The following is a 21,469-nucleotide window of genomic DNA, read 5'->3' on the forward strand; positions in this document are numbered from 1 at the left end:
CGAATGCATATCAATAAATAGGCTTTGTATGGATATTGCGATATTTACTATTTAAATAACAAGAAAACAGCTTAAAATAAAGTATAAAAACCAAAAAAAGGAATTCTAATGGCTGGTAGTCTACTTCTTTTATTAGATGATATTGCATCTACTTTAGACGATGTTGCCATCATGAGCAAAGTTGCAGCAAAAAAAACAGCAGGTGTGTTAGGCGATGACTTAGCATTGAATGCACAACAGGTAACAGGTGTTAAAGCCGACCGTGAGTTACCTGTAGTTTGGTCTGTTGCAAAAGGCTCTTTTATTAATAAGTGTATCCTTGTTCCACTAGCATTGGTGATTAGTGTTTTTGCATCATGGTTGATTAATCCGCTTTTGGTGATTGGTGGTCTCTTTCTTTGTTATGAGGGTGTAGAAAAAGTATTGCACGTTTTCCAAAGTAAAAAAGAAAAGTCTGATGAAAAGTTAGATCAGATTAATGTAGAAAATTTAGAGCGTTATGAAAAAGAAAAAATAAAAGGCGCAGTAAAAACCGATTTTATTTTGTCAGCAGAAATTGTTGTTATCACTTTAGGTACAGTTGCAGATGCACCATTGACGGATAAAGTGATTGTAATGAGCTTAATTTCATTTGTGATGACGATTGGAGTATATGGTTTTGTTGCTTTAATTGTGAAAATTGATGATTTAGGTTTGTATTTAAAAAATAAAGCAAAAGTATGGCAGCAAAAGATAGGAAGTTTGCTTTTGGTATTTGCTCCACAGCTAATGAAACTTCTGTCTATTGTTGGAACTGTTGCAATGTTTCTTGTAGGTGGGGGTATTATTACACATGCTGTACCGCAAGCACATCATTTGACTGAAGATTCAGTTGGTTATGTTGGGTCAATTCCAAACTTTGGTACAATATTAAGTAGTACAACCCCAGTGCTTATTAACTTATTACTTGGATTTGTTGCAGGATTGCTTGTCTTTCTTGTGGTTTGGGTTGCTCAAAAAGTATTAAAAAAAGCATAGTAGATATAGAGAAGGTAAATCAATGCGTTGGAAAGATCGAGAGGAAAGCAATAATGTTGAAGACCGTCGTGGTGGTGGTCTAAAAGCGGGTGGTATTAGTATTCTTGGTATTGTTGTTGCATTTGTTGCATGGAAGTTTTTTGGTGTGAATCCTCAGCAAGCTTATCAGGTGACAAAACAGGTTACTCAGCAACAGGGACAAACTGTAAGTAAGCCATTAGAACATCAAACTGTCGATCAGGCTGAAGCAAAGCAGTTTGCAGCCACAGTTCTAGCGGATACTGAAAAAACTTGGACGCAAATTTTTCAAGAGAATGGGAAACGATATACTGACCCAAAACTTGTTTTATATAGTGGTGCAACACAAACAGCATGTGGTGCTGGTCGTGCAGCGATGGGTCCTTTCTACTGTCCAACAGATCAGAAAATCTATTTGGATACAGCTTTTTTTCAAGAAATGAAAAGTAAAATGGGAATTACGGGCAGTAGTAATAATACCGAATTCTCAAGAAAAGATCAGGCGGGCGATTTTGCACTGGCTTATGTGATTGCACATGAGGTGGGACATCATGTGCAAAACTTACTCGGTATATCTGATCAGGTATATAACTTGCGCCGTCAGTCGAGTGAGAAAGTAGGGAATCAACTCTCGGTTAAACAAGAATTACAAGCAGATTGTTTTGCGGGTGTTTGGGCAAAACGAACAAATGATCGAGTGAAGTTTTTAGATGAAGGTGATATTCACCAAGCAATGGATGCTGCTGAAAAAATTGGAGATGACTATTTGCAAAAGCGTGCTACTGGGCAAGTTGTTCCAGACAGCTTTACGCATGGAACAAGTCAACAGCGTATGCATTGGTTTGATAAAGGATTTCAATCAGGCAATATCCATGACTGCGATACATTTAATTCAGCAATATAGTGTGAGTAAAGCATAAATAATGCTTCATGAGCGCGCTATATTGCGATCTTACTTCTAAGTAAAAGGTATACTTATGGGAAGCTATTTTATATTACAGCTATTTGCTGTGATTTTTGCATTATCTATTGCAACGACAATATTTAATAAACGTATATTAGGTTTTCCTCAAGCCATAGGCGTACCTATTGTTTCAGCATTATTGGTATTTATATTGCAATGGGGTGCAAGCTTACTTAATGGTAATCAATTTATTACGATTAATATTCATAATATTGAAAATGCAGTTCGACATATTGATTTTTATGATTTTTTAATTAATGGCGTAATTTGCTTTATTTTAACATCTTCTGCACTCAAGTTTAAAATTTCAGATTTACGGAATCATTGGAAGCCAATTGGTATTTTAGCAACAATTTCTTTAGTACTTTGCGCTGTACTTTTTGGTGGTATGTTATATGGTTTTCAGTTTCTTATTGGCAGTCCTGTTCCTTTATTAGTTTTATTATTATTGGGTTCTGCACTTGGTGCCACCGACCCTATTGGTGTAAAGGGTGTTTTAAGTTCGGTTAGAGCTCCACATCATCTTATTGTAAAGCTAGAAGGTGAATCATTATTTAATGATGCAATGTGTATTGCCGTTTTTATGACTTTACTTAATGTAATTCAAGGCAATCATTTTACATTAGTTGGCACAATAGAAACTTTGCTTTATGAGATTGTTGTGGCTGTCTTAATTGGTTGGGCATTTGGTACAGCCATTTTACGCTTATTGCGTGGCAAGCATGAGCATGAATCTCTTATTTTAACGACAGCATTATTGGCTTGTGGTTCTTATTTGGTCGCTTTATTTGCACACGCATCAGCACCAATTGCCTGTGTTATTGGTGGGTTAATTGTAGGTAATAAGTGGGAAGAGATTTTAGGGGAAAGTGAAACAAGAGAAATTAATCATTTTTGGCATACTGTTGAAGGGATCATTAACTCATTTTTATTTACTTTAATCGGTCTAGAGTTGTTTATTCTAGATTTAAATGTAGATATGATTTTAGGTGGTATTGTTGCTTTTATTGTCTTGCATATTTCACGGTTTGCAGCAAACTTTCTCTCTTTTGCTTTCATTCCTGCCTTTAGAAAAAATAGCTATAATGGCAGTTTAACCATTTTAAGCTGGGGTGGCGTACGTGGTGGTATCTCTTTAGCCTTAATTCTTGCAGTTGCAAACCATCCTTCACTTAGCCCCTATAGCAGTATTCTTATTGGCTATACATTTATTAGTGTACTTATGTCAGGCTTGGTATGTGGTCTAGGATTACCAGCAGTAATGAATGCTTTTTATCATAATCCAAATGAAGAAACGACGGGTTTAAAAGGATGGTATCAACATCTATGTCATAAAATGAATCGTACAGGTGTTAAATATATTGTAGGTGAAGATACAGAAGGGAATGAAACGATTAGTATTTATAGTCCTGAACAAAATATTGATGTTGTTGATGCTGATGGTGTAGCCGCTGTGTATGACCCTAATAAAGCAAGTGAAGTGAATAAGTTAGAAAATCCAAATAATTTTTAGTGTTACTTGCAAATAAAAAGCCAGCATAAATGCTGGCTTTTTATTTTATGTGATGTTATTGCATATTTTTTGGAAGTTTGTATGCAACAAGTGCATCACTTACGCCAGTTCTCATAAAGTGGTGACCCCCAGCCATAATAACTAGGTATTGTTCGCCATTAATTGAGTAGGTCATAGGTGTTGCTTGACCACCAGCAGGAAGGGTATCGCCCCATAGTTCTTTACCTGTGCGAAGGTCTAAAGCACGGATTTTATTGTCAGTTGTTGCAGCAATAAAGATAATGTTCCCAGCTGTTGTAATTGGGCCACCGTTGTTTGGTGTACCAATGTTAATAGGCATGTGAGTTGGTAGATTAAATGGACCATTACGTTCGGCACTGCCTAAAGGATGTTGCCATAAAATTGACTTCGTATGTAAGTCAATAGCAGTGATCATACCGTATGGTGGTTCACTACATAGCATGCCTGTAGGACTAAAGAATGCACTAATTTCTACGCCATATGGAGTATCTGCCATTGGACGACCAATACCACCAACAGGTTTATAGTTTTTCGCATCCATTGACTCTAAACCATCTTTGTTGGCTTGAGCACGTGTAATAAGTTGACCATACATTGGATTATTATTCCAGTTCGCAATGATGATACCGCGGTTACTGTCATAAGAATAGCTACCCCAGTCACTACCACCATTATTGCCTGGGTACATAATGAACGGTTTATCTAAACTTGGTGGTGTATCTATACCTTGATAGTTTGCTTGACGATATTTAATACGACAAATCATTTCATCAATAGGTGAAATACCCCACATTTTAGTTTCATTTAAATCAGGGAAGCCTAAACGAGGAATATCAACTGAGAATGGTTGAGTTGGTGAACGTGGATCATCTTTTACACCTCCAGTCGTAGGTACAGGGCGTTCTTCTACGCGTGAGAGTGGTTTACCATTTTCACGGTTTAATAAGAATGTTTGTCCAAGTTTTGTAGGTACAAGCATTGCAGGTACAGACTTACCATTTGCATCAGGATAGTCAATAAGCGTTGGTTGAGAACCTAAATCTTGATCCCATACGTCTTTATGCACAGTTTGGAATGCCCAGCGTAAGTCACCTGTTTTTGCATCCAGTGCAACCATTGCCGCATTTACTTTTTCTTCTTGAGGACTACGCATTGCTGTGTAATGGTCGGCAGCAGCGTTACCCATAGGAATGTAAACAAGACCAAGCTTTTCATCACTGATCATTGGAGCCCAAGAGTTTGGAGTTCCACGACTGTATTCTTGTCCTGGTTTTGGTTCACTATGGTCATTCGGACGTTTCATGTCCCAAGCCCATTTGAATTTACCAGTTTCTGCATCGTAGCCACGAATAACACCAGATGGTGCCCAACGACGTTGGTTGTCACGCACTTCGTGATTGACAATGATTGTGTCATCTACAATTGTAGCAGGTGAAGTTACTGAAACAAATCCTGGTACAGTGTAGCCAAGACCTTTATTTAAGTCAGTTGTACCATGGTCACCAAAGTTTTCACATGGTTTACCTGTTTCTGCATCTAAGGCAATTAAACGCATATCTAATGTGCCAACTACAATACGTGTATGGCAAGCTTGATCGCGTGGAGTGACCTTAGACTCGTAATATGTTAAGCCACGGCAAGCAGCTGTATATGGAATACTATTGTAAGCGACATTTGATTTGAATTTCCAAATCTCTTTACCTGTTGCAGGATCTATACGACTTACATTGTTGGTTGCACTACATACATATAAGCCGTTACCAACTTTAATTGGTGTATGCTCGGCAGCCCAAACATCTTTTTTACCTGCAGGTGGTAAATCACCTGTGTGATATACCCAAGCGCGTTGTAAATTTTTTACGTTATCTGCATTAATTTGTTTTAATGGTGAATAACGTGTGCCATCAGCATCACGACCGTAGTATTTCCAATCAGAATCTGATTGTGTTGGGTCATTACTGATGTCACCGCTAACCAATGGTTGATCTGGAGTTTCTTGACCTGAACTATAGCTATAATGTGGTACAAATGCACATACAAGTGCAATTGCAAAGCAAATAACGATAATACTTGTAAGAATACGAGATATTTTTTTGCTTACGCCATGACCGATTTTAGGCAGTAATAATGTAAGAAAAAAAGCGAATACAGCGAACACAGCGAGACGAGGAATCCAGCCCCAAAAGCGTGAGCCTGTTTCGTAAATTGTCCAGATTATAGTTGCAATAAAGAAAACGCCAAAGATTTTGGCGCCGATGAGTTTATTTTTGAAAAGTAGTATGCCTGAAAGTACAAGTACCAATCCTGAAATTAAGTAATACCAAGAGCCACCCAGTGTGCTGAGGTAAATACCGCCAAACAGTAGAGGTAAAGCAAATAATGTTAAAATAATTGCAAATATTTTAACGGGCATAGAACTACCCTTTGTTGTTTCTATTTCCATATAACCCTCCTAGGAGATTATTTATTTTATTAAATATTCCTTAAAAAAAATTTAACTAATAAAATACAAAGTAAATTTATATTTTATTAAGTGCTTTTTTGGTATCTTTTAAGATTTATTTTAAATAATTAATTATTTCACTAATTTCTTTATTGAAGAATATAAGTGTAAGTAATATTTTTTTTATTATATAGATATAAACTGTTATTCAATATTGGAAAATCTACAGATAATATATATTTTATATTATCTGTAGGATTGTATTATTTTGTAACAGGAGGAAATCCATCTTCTGCTAAAGCTGCTTTTATATTCTCTTCAGTTTCGTGAGTATTTACTGTAACAAGTTTTTTTTCTAAATTGATATCTACTTCAGCATTTTCATCAAGATCTTTAATAATGGCTGTTACACCACGAGCACAACCACCACAAGTCATATTTGGAATTTCGAATTGCATTTTAAACACCTTTAGAGTTGATTATGTTTGATGAGTTTAAACCTTACCATGGGGAGAAGGTCAAGCTTGACCTTAACATGATGTAAAGGTTTAAACTTGTATTTAATGATTAAATAAAGGCATAGAGGCGTATATGAGCGCTCAAAAAAATGAAAGGTTAGAGTTTACAGTACATGGTATGACATGCGCATCTTGTGTAGGTCGAGTAGAAAAAGTACTTCATAAACAAGAAAATATACAAGATGTAAATGTGAACTTGGCAACTGAGAAAGTTGCAGTTTTAGGGCGGGATTTAAATAAAGACAAAATAGCTTCAATTATTGAACGTGCAGGATATGAGGCAATCATGCCACAAACGATGCAAGTCATACTTAATGTTGAAGGAATGACATGCGCCTCTTGTGTTGGGCGTGTTGAAAGAGTATTGCAAAAACAACAGGGTGTGGAGGCAGTTTCCGTAAATTTAGCGACAGAAAAAGCAGTTATAGAAGGTGTAAATTTACAACCTTCAGTATTGCTTAAAGCAATAGAAAAAGCGGGTTATACAGCATCACAGATTAATTCAAAGAATAAAATGATTGATTTAGCAGTACAAGGTATGACTTGTGCCTCTTGTGTAGGGCGCGTAGAAAAAGCATTGCATAAAGTAGAAGGCGTAAAAAATGTCTATGTAAATTTGGCAACTGAGTCGGCTACTATTGAAACAAGTGGAGATGTAGATCCTAAAGCATTAGTTCAAATTGTAGAAAAGGCAGGATATGATGCCAATATTAAAATAAAAGATAATGAAAAAGATGACTCATTGAATGTAAGGAGAGAAGCGGAAGCGCAAGTGCTTAAGCGGGATTTGTTTATTGCATTAATTTGTACCTTGCCTATATTTATTTTAGAGATGGGTACACATCTCTCAATGTCTTTTCATCAATTTGTCTTAACCTACATTGGGCAACAACTGAGTTGGTATTTGCAATTTATTTTGACGACGGTTGTTCTAATATTTCCAGGGATAAGATTTTATAAAAAAGGATTACCTGCGTTATGGCGTTTAGTGCCAGACATGAACTCCTTGGTTGCTTTAGGTACTTTGGCTGCATATGGTTTTTCTTGTATTGCTACATTTCTACCAAATTTATTACCTCACAATACGATCAATGTTTACTTTGAAGCTGCGGCTGTCATTGTAACTTTAATTTTGTTAGGACGTTATTTGGAGGCAAAAGCAAAGGGAAAAACATCACAGGCTATAGAGCGTCTTATAGGTATTCAGCCTAAAACAGCTCGAATTCTGCAAAATGGTCAACTAAAAGAAGTAGACATTACAGATGTATACAGTGGCATGACGGTAGTTGTACAAGCAGGGGAGAAGATCGCCGTTGATGGTGTTGTGGTTGATGGTCATAGTTTTGTAGATGAGTCTATGATTACAGGTGAGCCGATTGCTGTTAAGAAAGATAAAGACAGTCGCGTTGTTGCAGGAACTGTAAATCAGCAAGGTATTTTGCATATTCAAGTTAATGCAACAGGGAATGATACTGTACTTTCCCAAATTATTCGTTTAGTGGAGGAGGCACAAAGCTCAAAGTTACCTATTCAGAGTATTGTGAATAAAGTCACTATGTGGTTTGTACCTGTAGTAATTGGTTTAGCAATTTTAACTTTTATTGCATGGTTGGCTTTTGGCCCAAGTCCAGCATTTTCTTTTGCACTTGTGAATGCAGTTGCAGTACTTATTATCGCATGTCCTTGTGCTATGGGTTTAGCAACACCGACATCTATTATGGTGAGTACAGGTCGTGGCGCAGAAATGGGGGTCTTATTTAGAAAAGGTGAGGCGCTACAAACGCTGAAAGAAGCAAAGGTCATTGCTTTTGACAAAACAGGTACACTGACAGAAGGTAAGCCAAAACTAACAGATTTAGATACGATAGATCATCAAAATAAAGATGAGATATTGCAGTATATGGCATCCGTCGAGCAATATTCGGAGCATCCTGTTGCAGAAGCAATTGTAAACCATGCAAAAGAACAGAAAATTCCATTGCTTAACGCATCTGAAGTACGCGTAATTGCAGGCTATGGTATTCAAGCAGTTGTTAATGAGAAATCTGTATATATTGGTGCAGACCGGTTTATGGAAAAATTAGATTTAGATATAAAGCCTTTTGCGGTTAAAGCTGAACAGCTTGCTCAAGATGGAAAGACACCTTTTTATATTGCAATTGAAAATTTGGTAGTTGCTATTGTTGCAGTTGCAGATGATATTAAGCCATCGACTTATCAAGCAATTCAGTCGTTACATGAGCTTGGGCTGAAAGTGGTGATGATTAGTGGAGATAATTACAAAACGGCACGCTCAATTGCACAAAAATTGAAGATAGATGAAGTGATTGCGGAAGTATTACCACAAGGCAAAGTAGATGCTATTCAAAAATTACAGCAAACCTATGGAAAGGTAGGTTATGTTGGCGATGGTATTAATGATGCTCCTGCTTTGGCGATTGCAGATATTGGTTTAGCTGTGGGTACGGGAACAGATGTTGCTATAGAGTCGGCAGATGTTGTATTGATGTCTGGTAATTTGCAGACAGTAACGCAGGCAATTGCATTAAGCAAAGCAACAATTCGTAATATACAACAAAATCTTTTTTGGGCCTTTATTTATAATATTGCACTGATTCCAATTGCTGCAGGTGCTTTATATCCATTTTATCATATATTGTTGTCACCAATGATTTCTGCATTTGCAATGGGATTGTCTTCAGTATTTGTACTGACAAATGCATTACGTTTAAAGCGCTTTAGTTATAAGGTATGACATAGAGATATACATATGAATATAGGTGAAGTTTCAAAGAAAACAGGACTGTCTAGTAAGATGATCCGTTATTATGAATCTATTGGACTTTTACCTAAAGTAAAAAGAACAGATGCAGGATATCGTTTTTATGAGCAGGCAGATATTCAAGCATTACAGTTTATATTGCATGCAAAGGCATTGAACTTTTCAACTGAGCAAACTAAAGCACTTTTACAGCTATGGCGTAATAAAGACCGTCATAGCTCAGAGGTGAAAGCATTGGCAATCAGGCATATTGCACAATTAAATACTCAAATTGAGCAACTAAAATCTATGGTATCTATACTGACTGAAACTGCTGAATGTTGTTCAGGGAATAAAAATGCTGAATGCCCAATTTTAGAAAAGATAGAGCAGGGTGAAAAAAATATTTGGTTCAGTAAATAAGCATTTATATTTGTAAAACAATAAGACTATAGTTGAGCATATTTTTTTGTATTTGTATGAAATCTATGCACACCTGAATATAAATCTGTGTATATAATGATGAAACGATAGAGTGGAAAGAGTGAGTTATGTTTCAGCATGTTGAGCCGTATGCAGGCGACCCAATTCTAAGTCTAATGGAAAAGTTCCAAAAAGATGAGCGTGACAATAAAGTTAATTTAAGTATTGGCTTATATTACAATGAAGAAAGTATTGTTCCGCAATTTAATGCAGTAAAGACAGCCGCTTTAGAGGTGGGTAAAAATGTAGATAAGGCAAAACTTTATTTACCAATGTCTGGCCTAAAAAGCTACTGTGATGCAACACAAGCTTTGTTGTTGGGTGAAGAAAGTACTGCAAGAGCTGAAAAACGTGCTGTTACGATTCAGACACTAGGTGGTTCAGGTGCATTAAAAATTGGTGCAGATTTTCTAAAGAAATACTTTCCAAAATCTAAAGTATGGGTGAGTCAGCCAACTTGGGAAAATCACATTTCAATTTTCCAAGGTGCAGGTTTTGAAACAGCAGAGTACCCATATTTTGATGCAGAAACGAATGGTGTTGCATTTGATGCAATGTTAGATTGCTTAAAACAACTTCCTGAGAATGATATCGTATTGTTGCATCCTTGTTGTCATAACCCAACAGGTGCGGACTTAGTACCTGAGCAATGGGATAAAGTGATTGAGGTATTACTTGAACGTAAACTTATTCCTTTCTTAGACATTGCATACCAAGGTTTTGCTGAAGGTCTAGATAAAGATGCTTACCTTATTCGTGCCCTAGATAAGGCTGGTGCGAAATTTATTTTAAGTAACTCTTTCTCTAAAATTTTCTCACTTTATGGTGAGCGTGTTGGTGGCTTAACAGTTGTTTCAGAAACGGTTGAAAGTGCTGAGAATGTGTTTGGTCAGTTAAAAGCAACTGTACGTCGTGTTTACTCAAATCCACCAACAACAGGTGCATTACTTGTAGATGCCGTATTAGAAAATGATACGTTACGTGCTGATTGGGAAGAAGAGTTACAAGGTATGTGCGAGCGTATCGCAAAAATGCGTACGATCTTACGTGATGAGCTTGTAAAACGTTTACCGAATAAAAACTTTGATTATCTTGTTAAACAGCGTGGTATGTTTAGCTATACGGGTTTAACGCCTGAGCAAGTAGATTCCTTGCGTGAAGACTATGCAATTTATTTACTTCGTAGTGGTCGTATGTGTGTTGCGGGCTTAAATCAAAAGAATGTTTATTATGTTGCTGAATCTATCGCAAAAGTTTTAGCTAACTAATATTTAAATTATAAAAAAGGACTGCTTGTGCAGTCCTTTTTTAGTTTATGAAAGCAACAAAAACTATTGCATCATATCTTCAGTAAATTCACGTTTTGGTGCTTGGCGTACAGGTTTGTCATTTGCTTTATAATATGGTGCAGTTGAACGCGGTAGTTTTTGCCCACGTATTGCATCTGCAACTTTTTCACCAATCATGATTGTCGTTGCATTAAGGTTACCCGTAATAATAATAGGCATAATTGATGCATCAACGACACGTAAGCCTTCTAAACCGTGTACACGACCTTCATGATCTACCACAGCCATATCGTCTGTACCCATTTTACAGCTACCACATGGGTGGTAAGCAGTTTCTGCATGGTTACGCACGAACTCATCAAGTTGTTCATCCGTGACAACATCTTTACCCGGACTAATTTCACGACCACGATATTCATCTAAAGCAGGTTGATGCATAATTTCACGTGTTAAACGAATACAGTCACGGAATTCTTGCCAATCTTGTTCTGTAGACATGTAGTTGAACAATAGACTTGGGTGGTCATGTGGGTTCAATGATTTAATGCGTACTCGACCACGAGATGGTGAGCGCATAGACCCAACATGAGCTTGGAAGCCGTGTTCTTGTACGCCGTTGCTACCATTGTAGTTAATGGCAACAGGTAAGAAATGGTATTGAATATTTGGCCATTCAAACTCAGGGCGACTGCGAATAAAACCACCTGCTTCGAATTGGTTTGATGCACCAACGCCTTCACCTAAGAATAACCATTTTGCACCAATTGCAGGTTGGTTATGCATTTGCAAAGCAGGGTAAAGAGATACAGGCTTTTTTGCTGCGTATTGTAGATAAAGTTCTAGGTGATCTTGTAAGTTTTCACCAACACCTGGTAAATGGTGAACAACTGGAATACCAAGCTCTTCTAAAAATGCTTGATCTGCAACACCTGAACGCTGCAAAATTTGTGGGGATGCAATTGTTCCAGAACAAATAAGAACTTCACGGCGTGCTTTTACAACGATAGGTGTTGTGCTTTCACCTTTAAGATATTGCACACCTGTTGCACGTTTACCTGAAAATAAAACCTTATCTGTGACAGCATGTGTCACGATAGTAATATTTGAACGTTTTTTTGCAGTATCGAGGTAACCGCGGGCAGTACTTGCACGGCGACCTTGTTTCGTTACTGTACGATCCATTGGGCCAAAACCTTCTTGTTGGTAGCCGTTTAAATCGTCTGTACGTGGATAACCTGCTTCAACACCAGCATCAACCATGGCATGGAATAAAACATTGTTTCCTGCTTTTGGTGTGGTTACACTCACAGGACCTTCACCACCGTGATAGTCATTTGGACCAATATCACGTGTTTCAGCTTTACGGTAGTAAGGTAGGCAGTCTGCATATGACCAATCTTCTAAGCCGGGAAGTTTTGCCCAGCCATCAAGGTCCATAGCATTACCACGAATGTAACACATGCCATTAATTAATGATGAGCCTCCTAAGCCTTTACCACGACCACATTCCATGCGGCGGTTATTCATGTTTGGCTCTGGGTCAGTTTCATATGCCCAGTTATAACGGCGACCTTGCAGTGGATAAGCAAGAGCAGCAGGCATCTGTGTACGAAAATCGGCACGGTAGTCAGGACCACCAGCTTCTAAAAGTAAAACAGTTATATCTTTATCTTCAGTGAGGCGTGTTGCAAGTACATTACCTGCAGAACCAGCACCAACAATAATGTAGTCATATTCTTGATTTGACATAATTCTATCCTTATTGTTTCGCGGTAATAGGAGAGAGGTATACATATATCGTATACCTCTTAATGAGGGGATACTTTAGAAAATAGACGCGTATTCGCCCATTTCAACCTGTACAGATTTGATACGTGTATAGTGTTCTAAAGTTGAGATACCATTTTCACGCCCAACACCTGACTGCTTGTATCCACCAACAGGCATTTCTGCAGGCGACTCTCCCCAAGTATTAATCCAACAAATACCTGCCTCAATTTGGTGAATAATACGATGTGCGCGTGATATATTTTCACTTACAACACCTGCAGCAAGACCGAAATGTGTATTGTTTGCACGAGAAATCACTTCTTCTTCTGTTTCATAAGTGAGTACACTCATCACAGGTCCAAAAATTTCATCTTTTACAATGTCCATATCATCTGAACAATCAGTAAAAATTGTTGGCTCTACATAAGCGCCTTGTGCAAGTGACTCAGTGGTTGCACGCTGACCACCACAAAGTACAGTTGCACCTTGTGCTTTACCCTTATCTAAATAAGAAAGTACTTTTTCCATATGTGGGAAACTGACTAGAGGCCCCATATTGGTTTGTTCATCCATTGGATGTCCAAGACGAATATTTTTAACGCGTTTTAGAAGTGCTTGTTCAAAATCATTTTTGAGTGATTTAGGAATAAATACACGCGTACCATTTGTACATACTTGACCTGTACTAAAGAAGTTGGCCATCATTGCAACATCTGCTGCACGGTCAATATTTGCGTCTTCACAAATAATGAGCGGTGACTTACCACCAAGCTCCATAGTTACTTCTTTTAAAGAAGAACTTGCAGCAGTTGCCATTACTTTTTTTCCTGTAGGTACAGAGCCTGTAAATGATATTTTTTCAATTACAGGATGCTCTGCAAGCATTGCACCAACTTCACCGAAGCCTTGAACAACGTTAAATACACCAGCAGGAATACCTGCTTCAGTGTAAATTTCAGCCAATTTAAATGCAGTGAGAGGCGTAACTTCGCTTGGCTTAAAAATCATAGCATTACCTGCTGCAAGAGCAGGTGCAGATTTCCAAAGCGCAATTTGAATAGGGTAGTTCCAAGCACCAATACCTGCGACAACACCTAAAGGCTCACGACGTGTATAGAAAAAGCTAGAGTCACGTAAAGGGACTTGTTCACCTTGGATTGCTGTTGCTAGACCTGCGTAATATTCTAAAACATCTGTACCTGTAACAATATCTACTGTAGAGGTTTCGCTATATGCTTTACCTGTATCTAAAGTTTCAAGTTCTGCGAGCTCATCATTACGTTCACGAAGTAAATCTACAGCGCGACGTAGGATACGTGCACGCTCTACTGCAGTCATAGCAGCCCAAACTTTTTGCCCTTGTTGTGCACTTTCAACGGCTTTTTGTATATCTTCTTTAGAGGCACTTTGAATGTGTGCAATAACCTCACCAGTTGCAGGGTTTATTGTATCAAAGGTTTTATCTTGTGATGAATTTACATATTCGCCGTGAATATAAAGCTGATGAACAGGTGTGTTACTCATGATTCAATCTCCTGCAACTTAATCTGTGTATTTAAATAGTTATAAGCAATATGGCGTGCTTGATCTGCATCGAAAGTGTCTTGATAGCTCATTAGACTGCCTCGTAACCATAGGCCATCAATGAGTGCTGCCATACCTCGTGCTGCAGTATCTGCTTGTTGTTCTGGTAATAATTTAAGAAAGTAATACCTTAAATTAGAGTATAATCTTTGATCGTTTACTTTTTGCAAACGTTGTAACTCTGGTGTGTGCATGCTCGCTGCCCAGAATTCAAGCCATAAGCGCATTGCTTTTGCGCTTGTTTGGCTTGCATCAAAATTTGAGTCGATAATTGCTTTAATCGTTTCAGCAGGGTGATCATCTGAATCTGCCCTATATTGATCTGTTTGCAGTCTTAACTCATTGAGCATTGCACGCATGCAAGCATTAATTAAGCCTTGTTTATCACCAAAGTAGTGGCTCACAATACCTGTAGATAACCCTGCTTTTGTAGCAATTTTGGCAATGGTCGTATTGGTTAAGCCTAGCTCATAAATGACATCGAAAGCAGCATTCATAATTTGTTCGCGACGAACATGCTCAGGTTTTACTCGACTTGTATTCATACTACCTAATGCCATCTTCATATTAAGAAATGATGTATTTTAACGATAATATCGCCTGATTTGCACAATAATATATCATTGATTGAACGTTCAATCAATTGGTGTATAATCGACCATGAAAATGTTGTTGATTTACTGTATTTTCGTTTCTAAATGCGTCATTGTTTAGTTATTAGGGCTAGGTTAGTTATATGAAATTAACTTAGGTGGGACATTAAAGTTATGAGGGTTTTTAAATACAGTAGGATGTACTGTATGCCATAATTTATCCTTTAATATTTTTATAAAGTATTAAAGTTGGTATAAGCCGAATAAGATTCAATAAATATTTTTTTCATTGGATCTATGTTCTGTCATATCGTTGTTTTATATTTTTAACTCAATGGGTTAATTTTATAATAAGTATGAAAGATTCATTCATTTCTTGCTTTTTAGATGAACCATCAGGTTTGCAAACCTGTCCTAGATGTGTGACATCTTCGAAAAATAAAGTGCAGTAGCTACATCGAATGTATAAGTGCCTAAATGTTCATAATCTGCGATTATAGTGAATGAACGTGCTTATAAGTTAGACACAAGTTTGTGCATTTAAAACTTTTACATTAAGTGAAAGTTATTTTTTATCAATAAAAAGAGGATTGTATGAATCAAGATAACTCCTCCAGTACTCACAAGATTGTACCAACTGAAGATAAACTCAACCATGTTGTATTTTATTTTTCTGCGGGACTTGTAGTGGTGTTCTCCCTGTTTACCATTTTTTTTAATGCTGAAGCTTCAAAAGCATTAGATATGGTATTAGATTGGGTAACATCTACATTTGGCTGGTATTACTTTGCAATAGCTTCCTTATATATTGTTTTTGTTCTTTTTCTTGCTTGTTCTCGTTATGGAGAAATTAAATTAGGGCCTAAACACTCTAAGCCTGAGTTTATATGGTGAGTTGGGCATCTATGTTGTTTGCGGCAGGGATAGGCATTGACTTAATGTTCTTCTCAGTGGCAGAGCCAATTACACAGTATATGCAACCACCTGTTGGATCAGGTCAAACTATTGATGCTGCACGTCAAGCAATTACATTTACGATTTTTCACTATGGCCTAACGGGCTGGTGTATGTATGCCTTAATTGGTATTGCACTTGGCTATTTTGCTTACCGTTATAATTTACCACTGACTGTTCGTTCTGCACTTTATCCAATATTTGGAGATCGAGTGAATGGCACGATTGGGCATCTTGTAGATATTTCTGCAATTTTAGGTGCTATTTTTGGTCTTGCAACGACCTGTGGTATTGGGGTTGTACAGTTAAACTATGGTTTATCACTTATTTTTGGTGTGCACGAAGGTTTAACTGTGCAATCATGGCTGGTTGTTTTTGCCGTATGTATTAGTATTATTTCTGCGACAACAGGTGTAGATAAGGGTGTAAAATTCCTCGCCGAATTAAATATTTACTTCGCAATTGGTCTTTTACTATTTATTTTATTCTTGGGTGATACGAAGTTTCTACTCAATGGCTTAGTGCTAAATATTGGTGATTATCTTAGTCATTTTACATCAATGACTTTAGATACCTTTGCATATAACCAAGATCAGAATAAACATACGACAGAGTGGGTTCGTGACTGGACGCTATTCTTTTGGGCTTGGTGGATTGCTTGGGCACCATTTGTTGGTTTGTTCTTAGCACGTATTTCCAAAGGTCGTACAATTCGTGAGTTTGTCGTAGGTACTTTAATCATTCCTATCTTATTCACAATTGCATGGTTATCTGTCATGGGTAATAGTGCGTTGTACCAAATTATTCATGGTAATTTGCAGTTTGCACAAGAAATTCTAGCAAAGCCTGAACTTGGTTTTTATAAGCTTCTATCTTTCTACCCATGGTTCTCGTTTACTGCTGTTTTAGCTTTTATTACAGGCTTGCTGTTCTATGTAACTTCAGCGGACTCTGGGGCAATTGTGCTTGGTAGTTTCTGCTATCGTTTAAAAGATGTAAATAGTGATGCTCCAAACTGGATTCGTATTTTCTGGTCTGTAGTTATTGGTGTTCTTACAATTGCCATGCTTATGTCTAATGGTATTATCACATTGCAAAAAGCGACAGTTATTATGGGCTTGCCATTTAGCTTCGTCATGATCTTTGTAATGATAGGTATTCTAAAGTCATTAAGATTGGAAGATCATCGCTCACAAAGTGCATTATTAAATGCTGCACCTGTTGTAGGTAATGTCGATATTTTGAATTGGAAACAACGTTTATCGCGTGTAATGCACCATCCTGGGAAAAAAGCAACATTACAGATGCTGAATGAGGTATGTAATCCAGCATTAGAAGAAGTAATGAAAGAGCTGAAAGAAAAGGGTGTTGCTGTTAATCTATCGATTAGTAATATGGAAGAGGAGTTGGATAGCGAACTTTACCATATTGATTTAACTGTAGATTTACATGATGAGCAAAATTTTGTTTACCAAATTTGGCCACAGCGTTATCATGCACCTGAATTCAGTAAACGTAGCAAGTTAGGTAATACTTATTACTATCGTCTAGAAACATTCTTGTTTGAGGGTAGTCAGGGGAATGACTTAATGGGCTATGACAAAGAGCAAGTGATTAATGATGTTTTAGATAAGTATGAACGTCATTTAACATTCTTGCATTTGAATCGTGAAACAACGGTAGGTAAAACGCTAAGTTTCCCTGACCCTAAAGACTAGTATTTTTGAGTAACGCCATAAGATGTTTACTTCTTATATTCACTCGTTTGCATTGTTGTTTTCGCTTCTAAACCCATTCCTTATGAGTATTTATATGGTGGGAATGATTAGAAACACAGATGCGAAAATATTTAATAAGGCACTAATACAAGGCAGTCTTATTGCGTATGCAGTATTTGTATTTTTTGCATGGGGTGGTGAGGCGATTTTTAACAGGTACTTAAATGTACGTTTTGAGTCGTTTCAAATATTTGGGGGAATCATCTTTTTGGTGATTGGCTATCGCTATGTCTTTCAAGGTGCAGATACGATTGGTGATATTCGTGCTGCACCTGAACATCTAGCAGGAACGGTTGCTATGCCTTTTATGATAGGGCCAGGTACAATCAGTGCTGCTGTTGTAATGGGTATGGAGATTAAAATTTGGGGTGCAATAGCTGTTATTGCAATAACCTTATTGCTGACATCTTCTATTTTAATGCTAATGAAATTTTTGCATGATAATTTGCGTTATAAGCATGCAAAATATGTTGATTATTATTTTGATATTGTTGGGCGCTTCTCCGCTTTGCTTATTGGAACAATTGCGATAGACATGATTGTTACAGGTATTACACGTTTGGTACAAAATGCAGGAATACATTAATCGGTTTATAAAAAGTGTTTGTTTAAATAAGTTGTAAGTAAAAATTATTTCGTTCTATAAATGAAACAGAGAATACTTTTAATAATATTTTATTAGAACTATGTATCAGTAAAATAACTACATATCGTATAAGTTAAGAATATAGGCTACTAAGATGAATAATCTACGTTATTTCGATTTTGGATCGTCAAAATCATTGGTTTTACTTGTTGCACGTATCCTACTAATTGTTTTATTCCTTCTTTTTGGACTACCTAAAATGATGGGGTTTAGTGGCACAGTAGGTTATATGGCATCATTGCATGCACCATTACCAACTGTTTCAGCTGCAATTGCAGTACTGATTGAAGTAGTTGGTTCAATTCTGATTATAGTTGGGTTTTATACTCGACCATTAGCAATTATATTTGTGTTTTATACTTTAGGTACAGCAATTATTGGTCATGCTTATTGGTCGATGACGGGTGATGCGGTTCAAATGAATATGATTAATTTTTATAAAAATATTAGTATTATGGGTGGATTCTTATTGTTGGCAGTAACAGGCCCTGGTGAAATTTCTTTAGATAAACATTAATAGTACAAACGTAAGAAAAGGATGGCTAAGCCATCCTTTTTTACTTGAGTAGAATGGATTCTACTTTGGTATAAAAATGGTCATTCTTTAGTCTAAGATAGGGTGTTTTTTAAGTTTTAGTCAACACTTTATGTATATTTTAAAGTTGATTTAGTACGAAGACTAGGAGTGTCGAGATGCAAGCAGGACGTCAGCAATCTCGTATACGTGATATTTTTAATGTCACGAGTGGAAATTTTTTAGAGCAGTATGATTTTTTTCTGTTCGGACTATATGCCAAATTTATTGGAGAAACATTTTTTCATTCAGAGAGTACTTATGCAGCACTTATTAAAACATTTTTAATTTTTGCAGTCAGTTTTTTTATGCGACCTATTGGTGCCCTTGTATTAGGGCCCTATGTTGATCGTATAGGTAGAAGAAAGGGCCTAATGGTGACTTTAACCATTATGGCTTTTGGATCTTTAATTATTGCCTTTACACCTGGCTATGAAACGCTTGGTATTGCAGCTTCATTACTCATATTGGTTGGTCGTTTAGCGCAAGGATTTTCTGCAGGCGTAGAATTAGGTGGCGTATCTGTATATTTATCAGAAATCGCAGATGATCATAATAAAGGGTTTATTACCAGTTGGCAGTCTGCGAGTCAGCAGATAGCTGTTATTTTTGCAGCCTTATTAGGTTTTGCTGTGAACCAAATTTTTACAACAGAACAGGTTTCACAATGGGCATGGAGAATCCCATTTATTGTCGGTTGTATCATTATTCCAGCAATTTTCTATTTGCGTGGGAATTTAAAAGAGACAGAAGCATTTAAAAATAGAAAAGAAACGCTAACAATACAGCAAATATTTGCGACTTTATGCACTAATTGGAAAGTCGTTATTGCAGGAATGTTGATGGTTGCAACAACAACAACGATGTTCTACTTTATTACGGTATATACACCAACATATGGTAAAGAAGTATTACATCTCACAACAAAACAGAGTCTTATTGCGACTATTGTTGTGGGAGTAAGTAATTTTATTCTTTTACCTATTGGTGGAGTACTTGCAGATAAATATGGACGCAAAGTCATGTTAATGACAATGACAATTCTAATTTTATTTTCTGCATATCCATTATTAAACTGGCTTACTACAGAAATTACACTTACAAGAATGTTAATTGTCCTAAGTTGCTTTTCTCTAATGTATAGTTTTTATAATGGTGCAATGGTTGTTACTTTAACTGAAATTATGCCTGCATCTGTACGTACAGCAGGGTTTTCAATCGCATATAGTTTAGCTACATCGGTATTTGGTGGTTTAACACCTGTAATTGCAACATATATTGTTGAACAAACGGGAAGTCAAAGTACACCAGCATTTTGGCTTATGAGCTCTGCGGTACTCAGTTTGATTGCTTGCTTATATATATTCTCAGTTGCAAAGTTGCATTACAGTTCAAAAAATATACCAAAACGGTATTCGTGAAGTCATTTTTTAATCATAAATTCATGATTTGGCGAAACAATATTCAGTTGAGTGGTATTTTGCTTAAAACAGCTTGATCAAAGATAGGAATATTTATAATATACCGCACATGGAAGCGTGGCAGAGCGGTTTAATGCACCGGTCTTGAAAACCGACGAGGGTTTACCCCCTCCGTGAGTTCGAATCTCACCGCTTCCGCCAAATTCTAAAAAGCCACTGAAAACCTCAGTGGCTTTTTTTATGCTATTGAATAAATCGTTTGTATGAGATATTACATATATACTTATGTATGAAAACCATATAAATTTTTAAAAAATACAATATGTAAGATATTTTCTATTGTATTTCTAATTTAAGATTTTTATGATGACACGCCTTATTTTTCGCGACTGGCTTGGGATTAAGTTTTGAGTAATTTTCTAACGGAACATTTGATTCATCGTGATGTAGATTTTATGATTATTCATAAGCCTGCGGGATTGCTCAGTGTGCCGGGCAAAGGTGAAGCATTGTATGACAGTGTACTTACAAGGCTGACTGCGTTAGAACCAAAAACATTATTGATTCATAGATTAGATAGGGATACATCTGGGATTTTAGTTTTTGCTTTAACAAGACTTGGGCAAAATAAAATTTCTAGACAGTTTCAGGAACGTCAAACAAAAAAGATATATCAAGCTTTGGTTGTTGGAAAATTAACAGGCAAAGGTGAAATTAATATTCCAGTAATTTACGATGAAACGCGCCCACCATTACATATTGTAGATGAATCTCACAAAAAGCCTGCGATTACACATTGGGAAGTATTAGAGCAATTTGAGCTTAATGGTCATTGGGTGACGCGTGTTCAATTGACACCTATTACAGGTCGTGCTCATCAGTTGCGTGTTCATATGCAGTATTTGGGGCATCCTATAGTTGGTGATACATTATATTCATCGGCTGAACAGCAAACATGGTCAGATCGTTTATGCTTACATGCATACCAATTAGATTTTTACCATCCGTATACAAACAAACAGTTACATTTTGAGTGTGCTGTACCGTTTTAACATATTTTAAAAAATTGATCGTATTTCAAACTCACTTTTTAGTGGTTTTTGTGCGAAAATATTTGTATTA

The 21,469-nt window shown here is 36.8% G+C and carries 15 protein-coding genes, 1 tRNA gene and 1 pseudogene; 12 read left to right on the top strand and 5 right to left on the bottom strand.

All coding sequences use genetic code 11. The features are described 5' to 3' along the window. Window positions 1–108: 108 nt before the first annotated feature. The 3 genes from AC1MPL_RS06190 (at window position 109) to AC1MPL_RS06200 (ending at window position 3,512) form a co-directional block, all read left to right on the top strand. Complete coding sequence (locus AC1MPL_RS06190; protein ID WP_479764935.1) at window positions 109–1,017, top strand: DUF808 domain-containing protein; 909 nt, start codon at window positions 109–111, stop codon at window positions 1,015–1,017. A gap of 22 nt (window positions 1,018–1,039) precedes the next feature. Then, window positions 1,040–1,939: a KPN_02809 family neutral zinc metallopeptidase gene (gene ypfJ / locus AC1MPL_RS06195; protein ID WP_479764936.1), complete on the top strand. Its 900-nt coding sequence runs from the start codon at window positions 1,040–1,042 to the stop codon at window positions 1,937–1,939. 73 nt (window positions 1,940–2,012) lie between these two features. Continuing rightward, window positions 2,013–3,512, top strand: coding sequence for a cation:proton antiporter (locus tag AC1MPL_RS06200; protein WP_479764937.1), 1,500 nt, complete (start codon window positions 2,013–2,015; stop codon window positions 3,510–3,512). A gap of 55 nt (window positions 3,513–3,567) precedes the next feature. On the opposite strand, the gene AC1MPL_RS06205 is transcribed toward AC1MPL_RS06200, so the two are convergent. Continuing rightward, window positions 3,568–5,976 carry a membrane-bound PQQ-dependent dehydrogenase, glucose/quinate/shikimate family gene (locus AC1MPL_RS06205; protein WP_479764938.1) on the bottom strand — a complete coding sequence of 803 codons (2,409 nt, stop codon included), beginning with the start codon at window positions 5,974–5,976 and terminating at the stop codon, window positions 3,568–3,570. A 263-nt stretch (window positions 5,977–6,239) separates the two neighbouring features. Continuing rightward, entirely contained in the window at window positions 6,240–6,434 is a 195-nt protein-coding gene (locus AC1MPL_RS06210) for a heavy-metal-associated domain-containing protein (protein ID WP_479764939.1), read from the bottom strand. A gap of 133 nt (window positions 6,435–6,567) precedes the next feature. Between AC1MPL_RS06210 and AC1MPL_RS06215 the strand changes: the two genes are divergently transcribed. The 3 genes from AC1MPL_RS06215 to AC1MPL_RS06225 all read left to right on the top strand — a co-directional run bounded on the left by AC1MPL_RS06215 (window position 6,568) and on the right by AC1MPL_RS06225 (window position 11,006). Next, complete coding sequence (locus AC1MPL_RS06215; protein WP_479764940.1) at window positions 6,568–9,249, top strand: heavy metal translocating P-type ATPase; 2,682 nt, start codon at window positions 6,568–6,570, stop codon at window positions 9,247–9,249. Between the two features lie 15 nt (window positions 9,250–9,264). Further along, complete coding sequence (cueR, locus tag AC1MPL_RS06220) at window positions 9,265–9,678, top strand: Cu(I)-responsive transcriptional regulator (protein ID WP_479764941.1); 414 nt, start codon at window positions 9,265–9,267, stop codon at window positions 9,676–9,678. Between the two features lie 128 nt (window positions 9,679–9,806). After that, entirely contained in the window at window positions 9,807–11,006 is a 1,200-nt protein-coding gene (locus tag AC1MPL_RS06225) for an amino acid aminotransferase (RefSeq protein WP_479764942.1), read from the top strand. Between the two features lie 63 nt (window positions 11,007–11,069). On the opposite strand, the gene betA is transcribed toward AC1MPL_RS06225, so the two are convergent. The 3 genes from betA to betI all read right to left on the bottom strand — a co-directional run bounded on the left by betA (window position 11,070) and on the right by betI (window position 14,926). Then, window positions 11,070–12,776: a choline dehydrogenase gene (gene betA, locus AC1MPL_RS06230; RefSeq protein ID WP_479764943.1), complete on the bottom strand. Its 1,707-nt coding sequence runs from the start codon at window positions 12,774–12,776 to the stop codon at window positions 11,070–11,072. 75 nt (window positions 12,777–12,851) lie between these two features. Beyond that, complete coding sequence (betB, locus tag AC1MPL_RS06235) at window positions 12,852–14,321, bottom strand: betaine-aldehyde dehydrogenase (protein WP_479764944.1); 1,470 nt, start codon at window positions 14,319–14,321, stop codon at window positions 12,852–12,854. After that, entirely contained in the window at window positions 14,318–14,926 is a 609-nt protein-coding gene (betI, locus tag AC1MPL_RS06240; RefSeq protein WP_479764945.1) for a transcriptional regulator BetI, read from the bottom strand. The genes betB and betI overlap by 4 nt, the downstream gene beginning before the upstream one ends. 642 nt (window positions 14,927–15,568) lie before the next feature. On the opposite strand from betI, the pseudogene betT reads away from it, so the two are divergent. The 6 genes and pseudogenes from betT to AC1MPL_RS06270 all read left to right on the top strand — a co-directional run bounded on the left by betT (window position 15,569) and on the right by AC1MPL_RS06270 (window position 21,399). Then, window positions 15,569–17,646, top strand: a pseudogene (betT, locus tag AC1MPL_RS06245) (choline BCCT transporter BetT). A 22-nt stretch (window positions 17,647–17,668) separates the two neighbouring features. Beyond that, entirely contained in the window at window positions 17,669–18,292 is a 624-nt protein-coding gene (locus AC1MPL_RS06250; RefSeq protein ID WP_479764946.1) for a MarC family protein, read from the top strand. A gap of 154 nt (window positions 18,293–18,446) precedes the next feature. Beyond that, complete coding sequence (locus AC1MPL_RS06255) at window positions 18,447–18,869, top strand: DoxX family protein (RefSeq protein WP_479764947.1); 423 nt, start codon at window positions 18,447–18,449, stop codon at window positions 18,867–18,869. 176 nt (window positions 18,870–19,045) lie between these two features. Then, window positions 19,046–20,347, top strand: a complete 1,302-nt coding sequence (tcuC, locus tag AC1MPL_RS06260; protein ID WP_479764948.1) for a tricarballylate/proton symporter TcuC — start codon at window positions 19,046–19,048, stop codon at window positions 20,345–20,347. A 111-nt stretch (window positions 20,348–20,458) separates the two neighbouring features. Next, window positions 20,459–20,548 (top strand) — tRNA-Ser (locus AC1MPL_RS06265). A 206-nt stretch (window positions 20,549–20,754) separates the two neighbouring features. Continuing rightward, a complete protein-coding gene (locus AC1MPL_RS06270; RefSeq protein WP_479764949.1) occupies window positions 20,755–21,399 on the top strand; it encodes an RluA family pseudouridine synthase in 645 nt (214 codons plus the stop codon). The last annotated feature ends 70 nt before the right edge of the window (window positions 21,400–21,469 follow it).

The sequence above is a fragment of the Acinetobacter sp. N1-1 genome (genome assembly GCF_056711485.1).

Excerpts from the sequence above, each read along its gene's own strand:
- ypfJ (WP_479764936.1), top strand. The coding sequence starts at position 1,040 with ATGCGTTGGAAAGATCGAGAGGAAAGCAATAATGTTGAAGACCGTCGT.
- AC1MPL_RS06190 (WP_479764935.1), top strand. The coding sequence starts at position 109 with ATGGCTGGTAGTCTACTTCTTTTATTAGATGATATTGCATCTACTTTA.
- AC1MPL_RS06255 (WP_479764947.1), top strand. The coding sequence starts at position 18,447 with ATGAATAATCTACGTTATTTCGATTTTGGATCGTCAAAATCATTGGTT.
- betI (WP_479764945.1), bottom strand. The coding sequence starts at position 14,926 with ATGAATACAAGTCGAGTAAAACCTGAGCATGTTCGTCGCGAACAAATT.
- tcuC (WP_479764948.1), top strand. The coding sequence starts at position 19,046 with ATGCAAGCAGGACGTCAGCAATCTCGTATACGTGATATTTTTAATGTC.
- cueR (WP_479764941.1), top strand. The coding sequence starts at position 9,265 with ATGAATATAGGTGAAGTTTCAAAGAAAACAGGACTGTCTAGTAAGATG.
- AC1MPL_RS06250 (WP_479764946.1), top strand. The coding sequence starts at position 17,669 with ATGTTTACTTCTTATATTCACTCGTTTGCATTGTTGTTTTCGCTTCTA.
- AC1MPL_RS06215 (WP_479764940.1), top strand. The coding sequence starts at position 6,568 with ATGAGCGCTCAAAAAAATGAAAGGTTAGAGTTTACAGTACATGGTATG.
- betA (WP_479764943.1), bottom strand. The coding sequence starts at position 12,776 with ATGTCAAATCAAGAATATGACTACATTATTGTTGGTGCTGGTTCTGCA.
- AC1MPL_RS06205 (WP_479764938.1), bottom strand. The coding sequence starts at position 5,976 with ATGGAAATAGAAACAACAAAGGGTAGTTCTATGCCCGTTAAAATATTT.
- AC1MPL_RS06200 (WP_479764937.1), top strand. The coding sequence starts at position 2,013 with ATGGGAAGCTATTTTATATTACAGCTATTTGCTGTGATTTTTGCATTA.
- AC1MPL_RS06210 (WP_479764939.1), bottom strand. The coding sequence starts at position 6,434 with ATGCAATTCGAAATTCCAAATATGACTTGTGGTGGTTGTGCTCGTGGT.
- betB (WP_479764944.1), bottom strand. The coding sequence starts at position 14,321 with ATGAGTAACACACCTGTTCATCAGCTTTATATTCACGGCGAATATGTA.
- AC1MPL_RS06225 (WP_479764942.1), top strand. The coding sequence starts at position 9,807 with ATGTTTCAGCATGTTGAGCCGTATGCAGGCGACCCAATTCTAAGTCTA.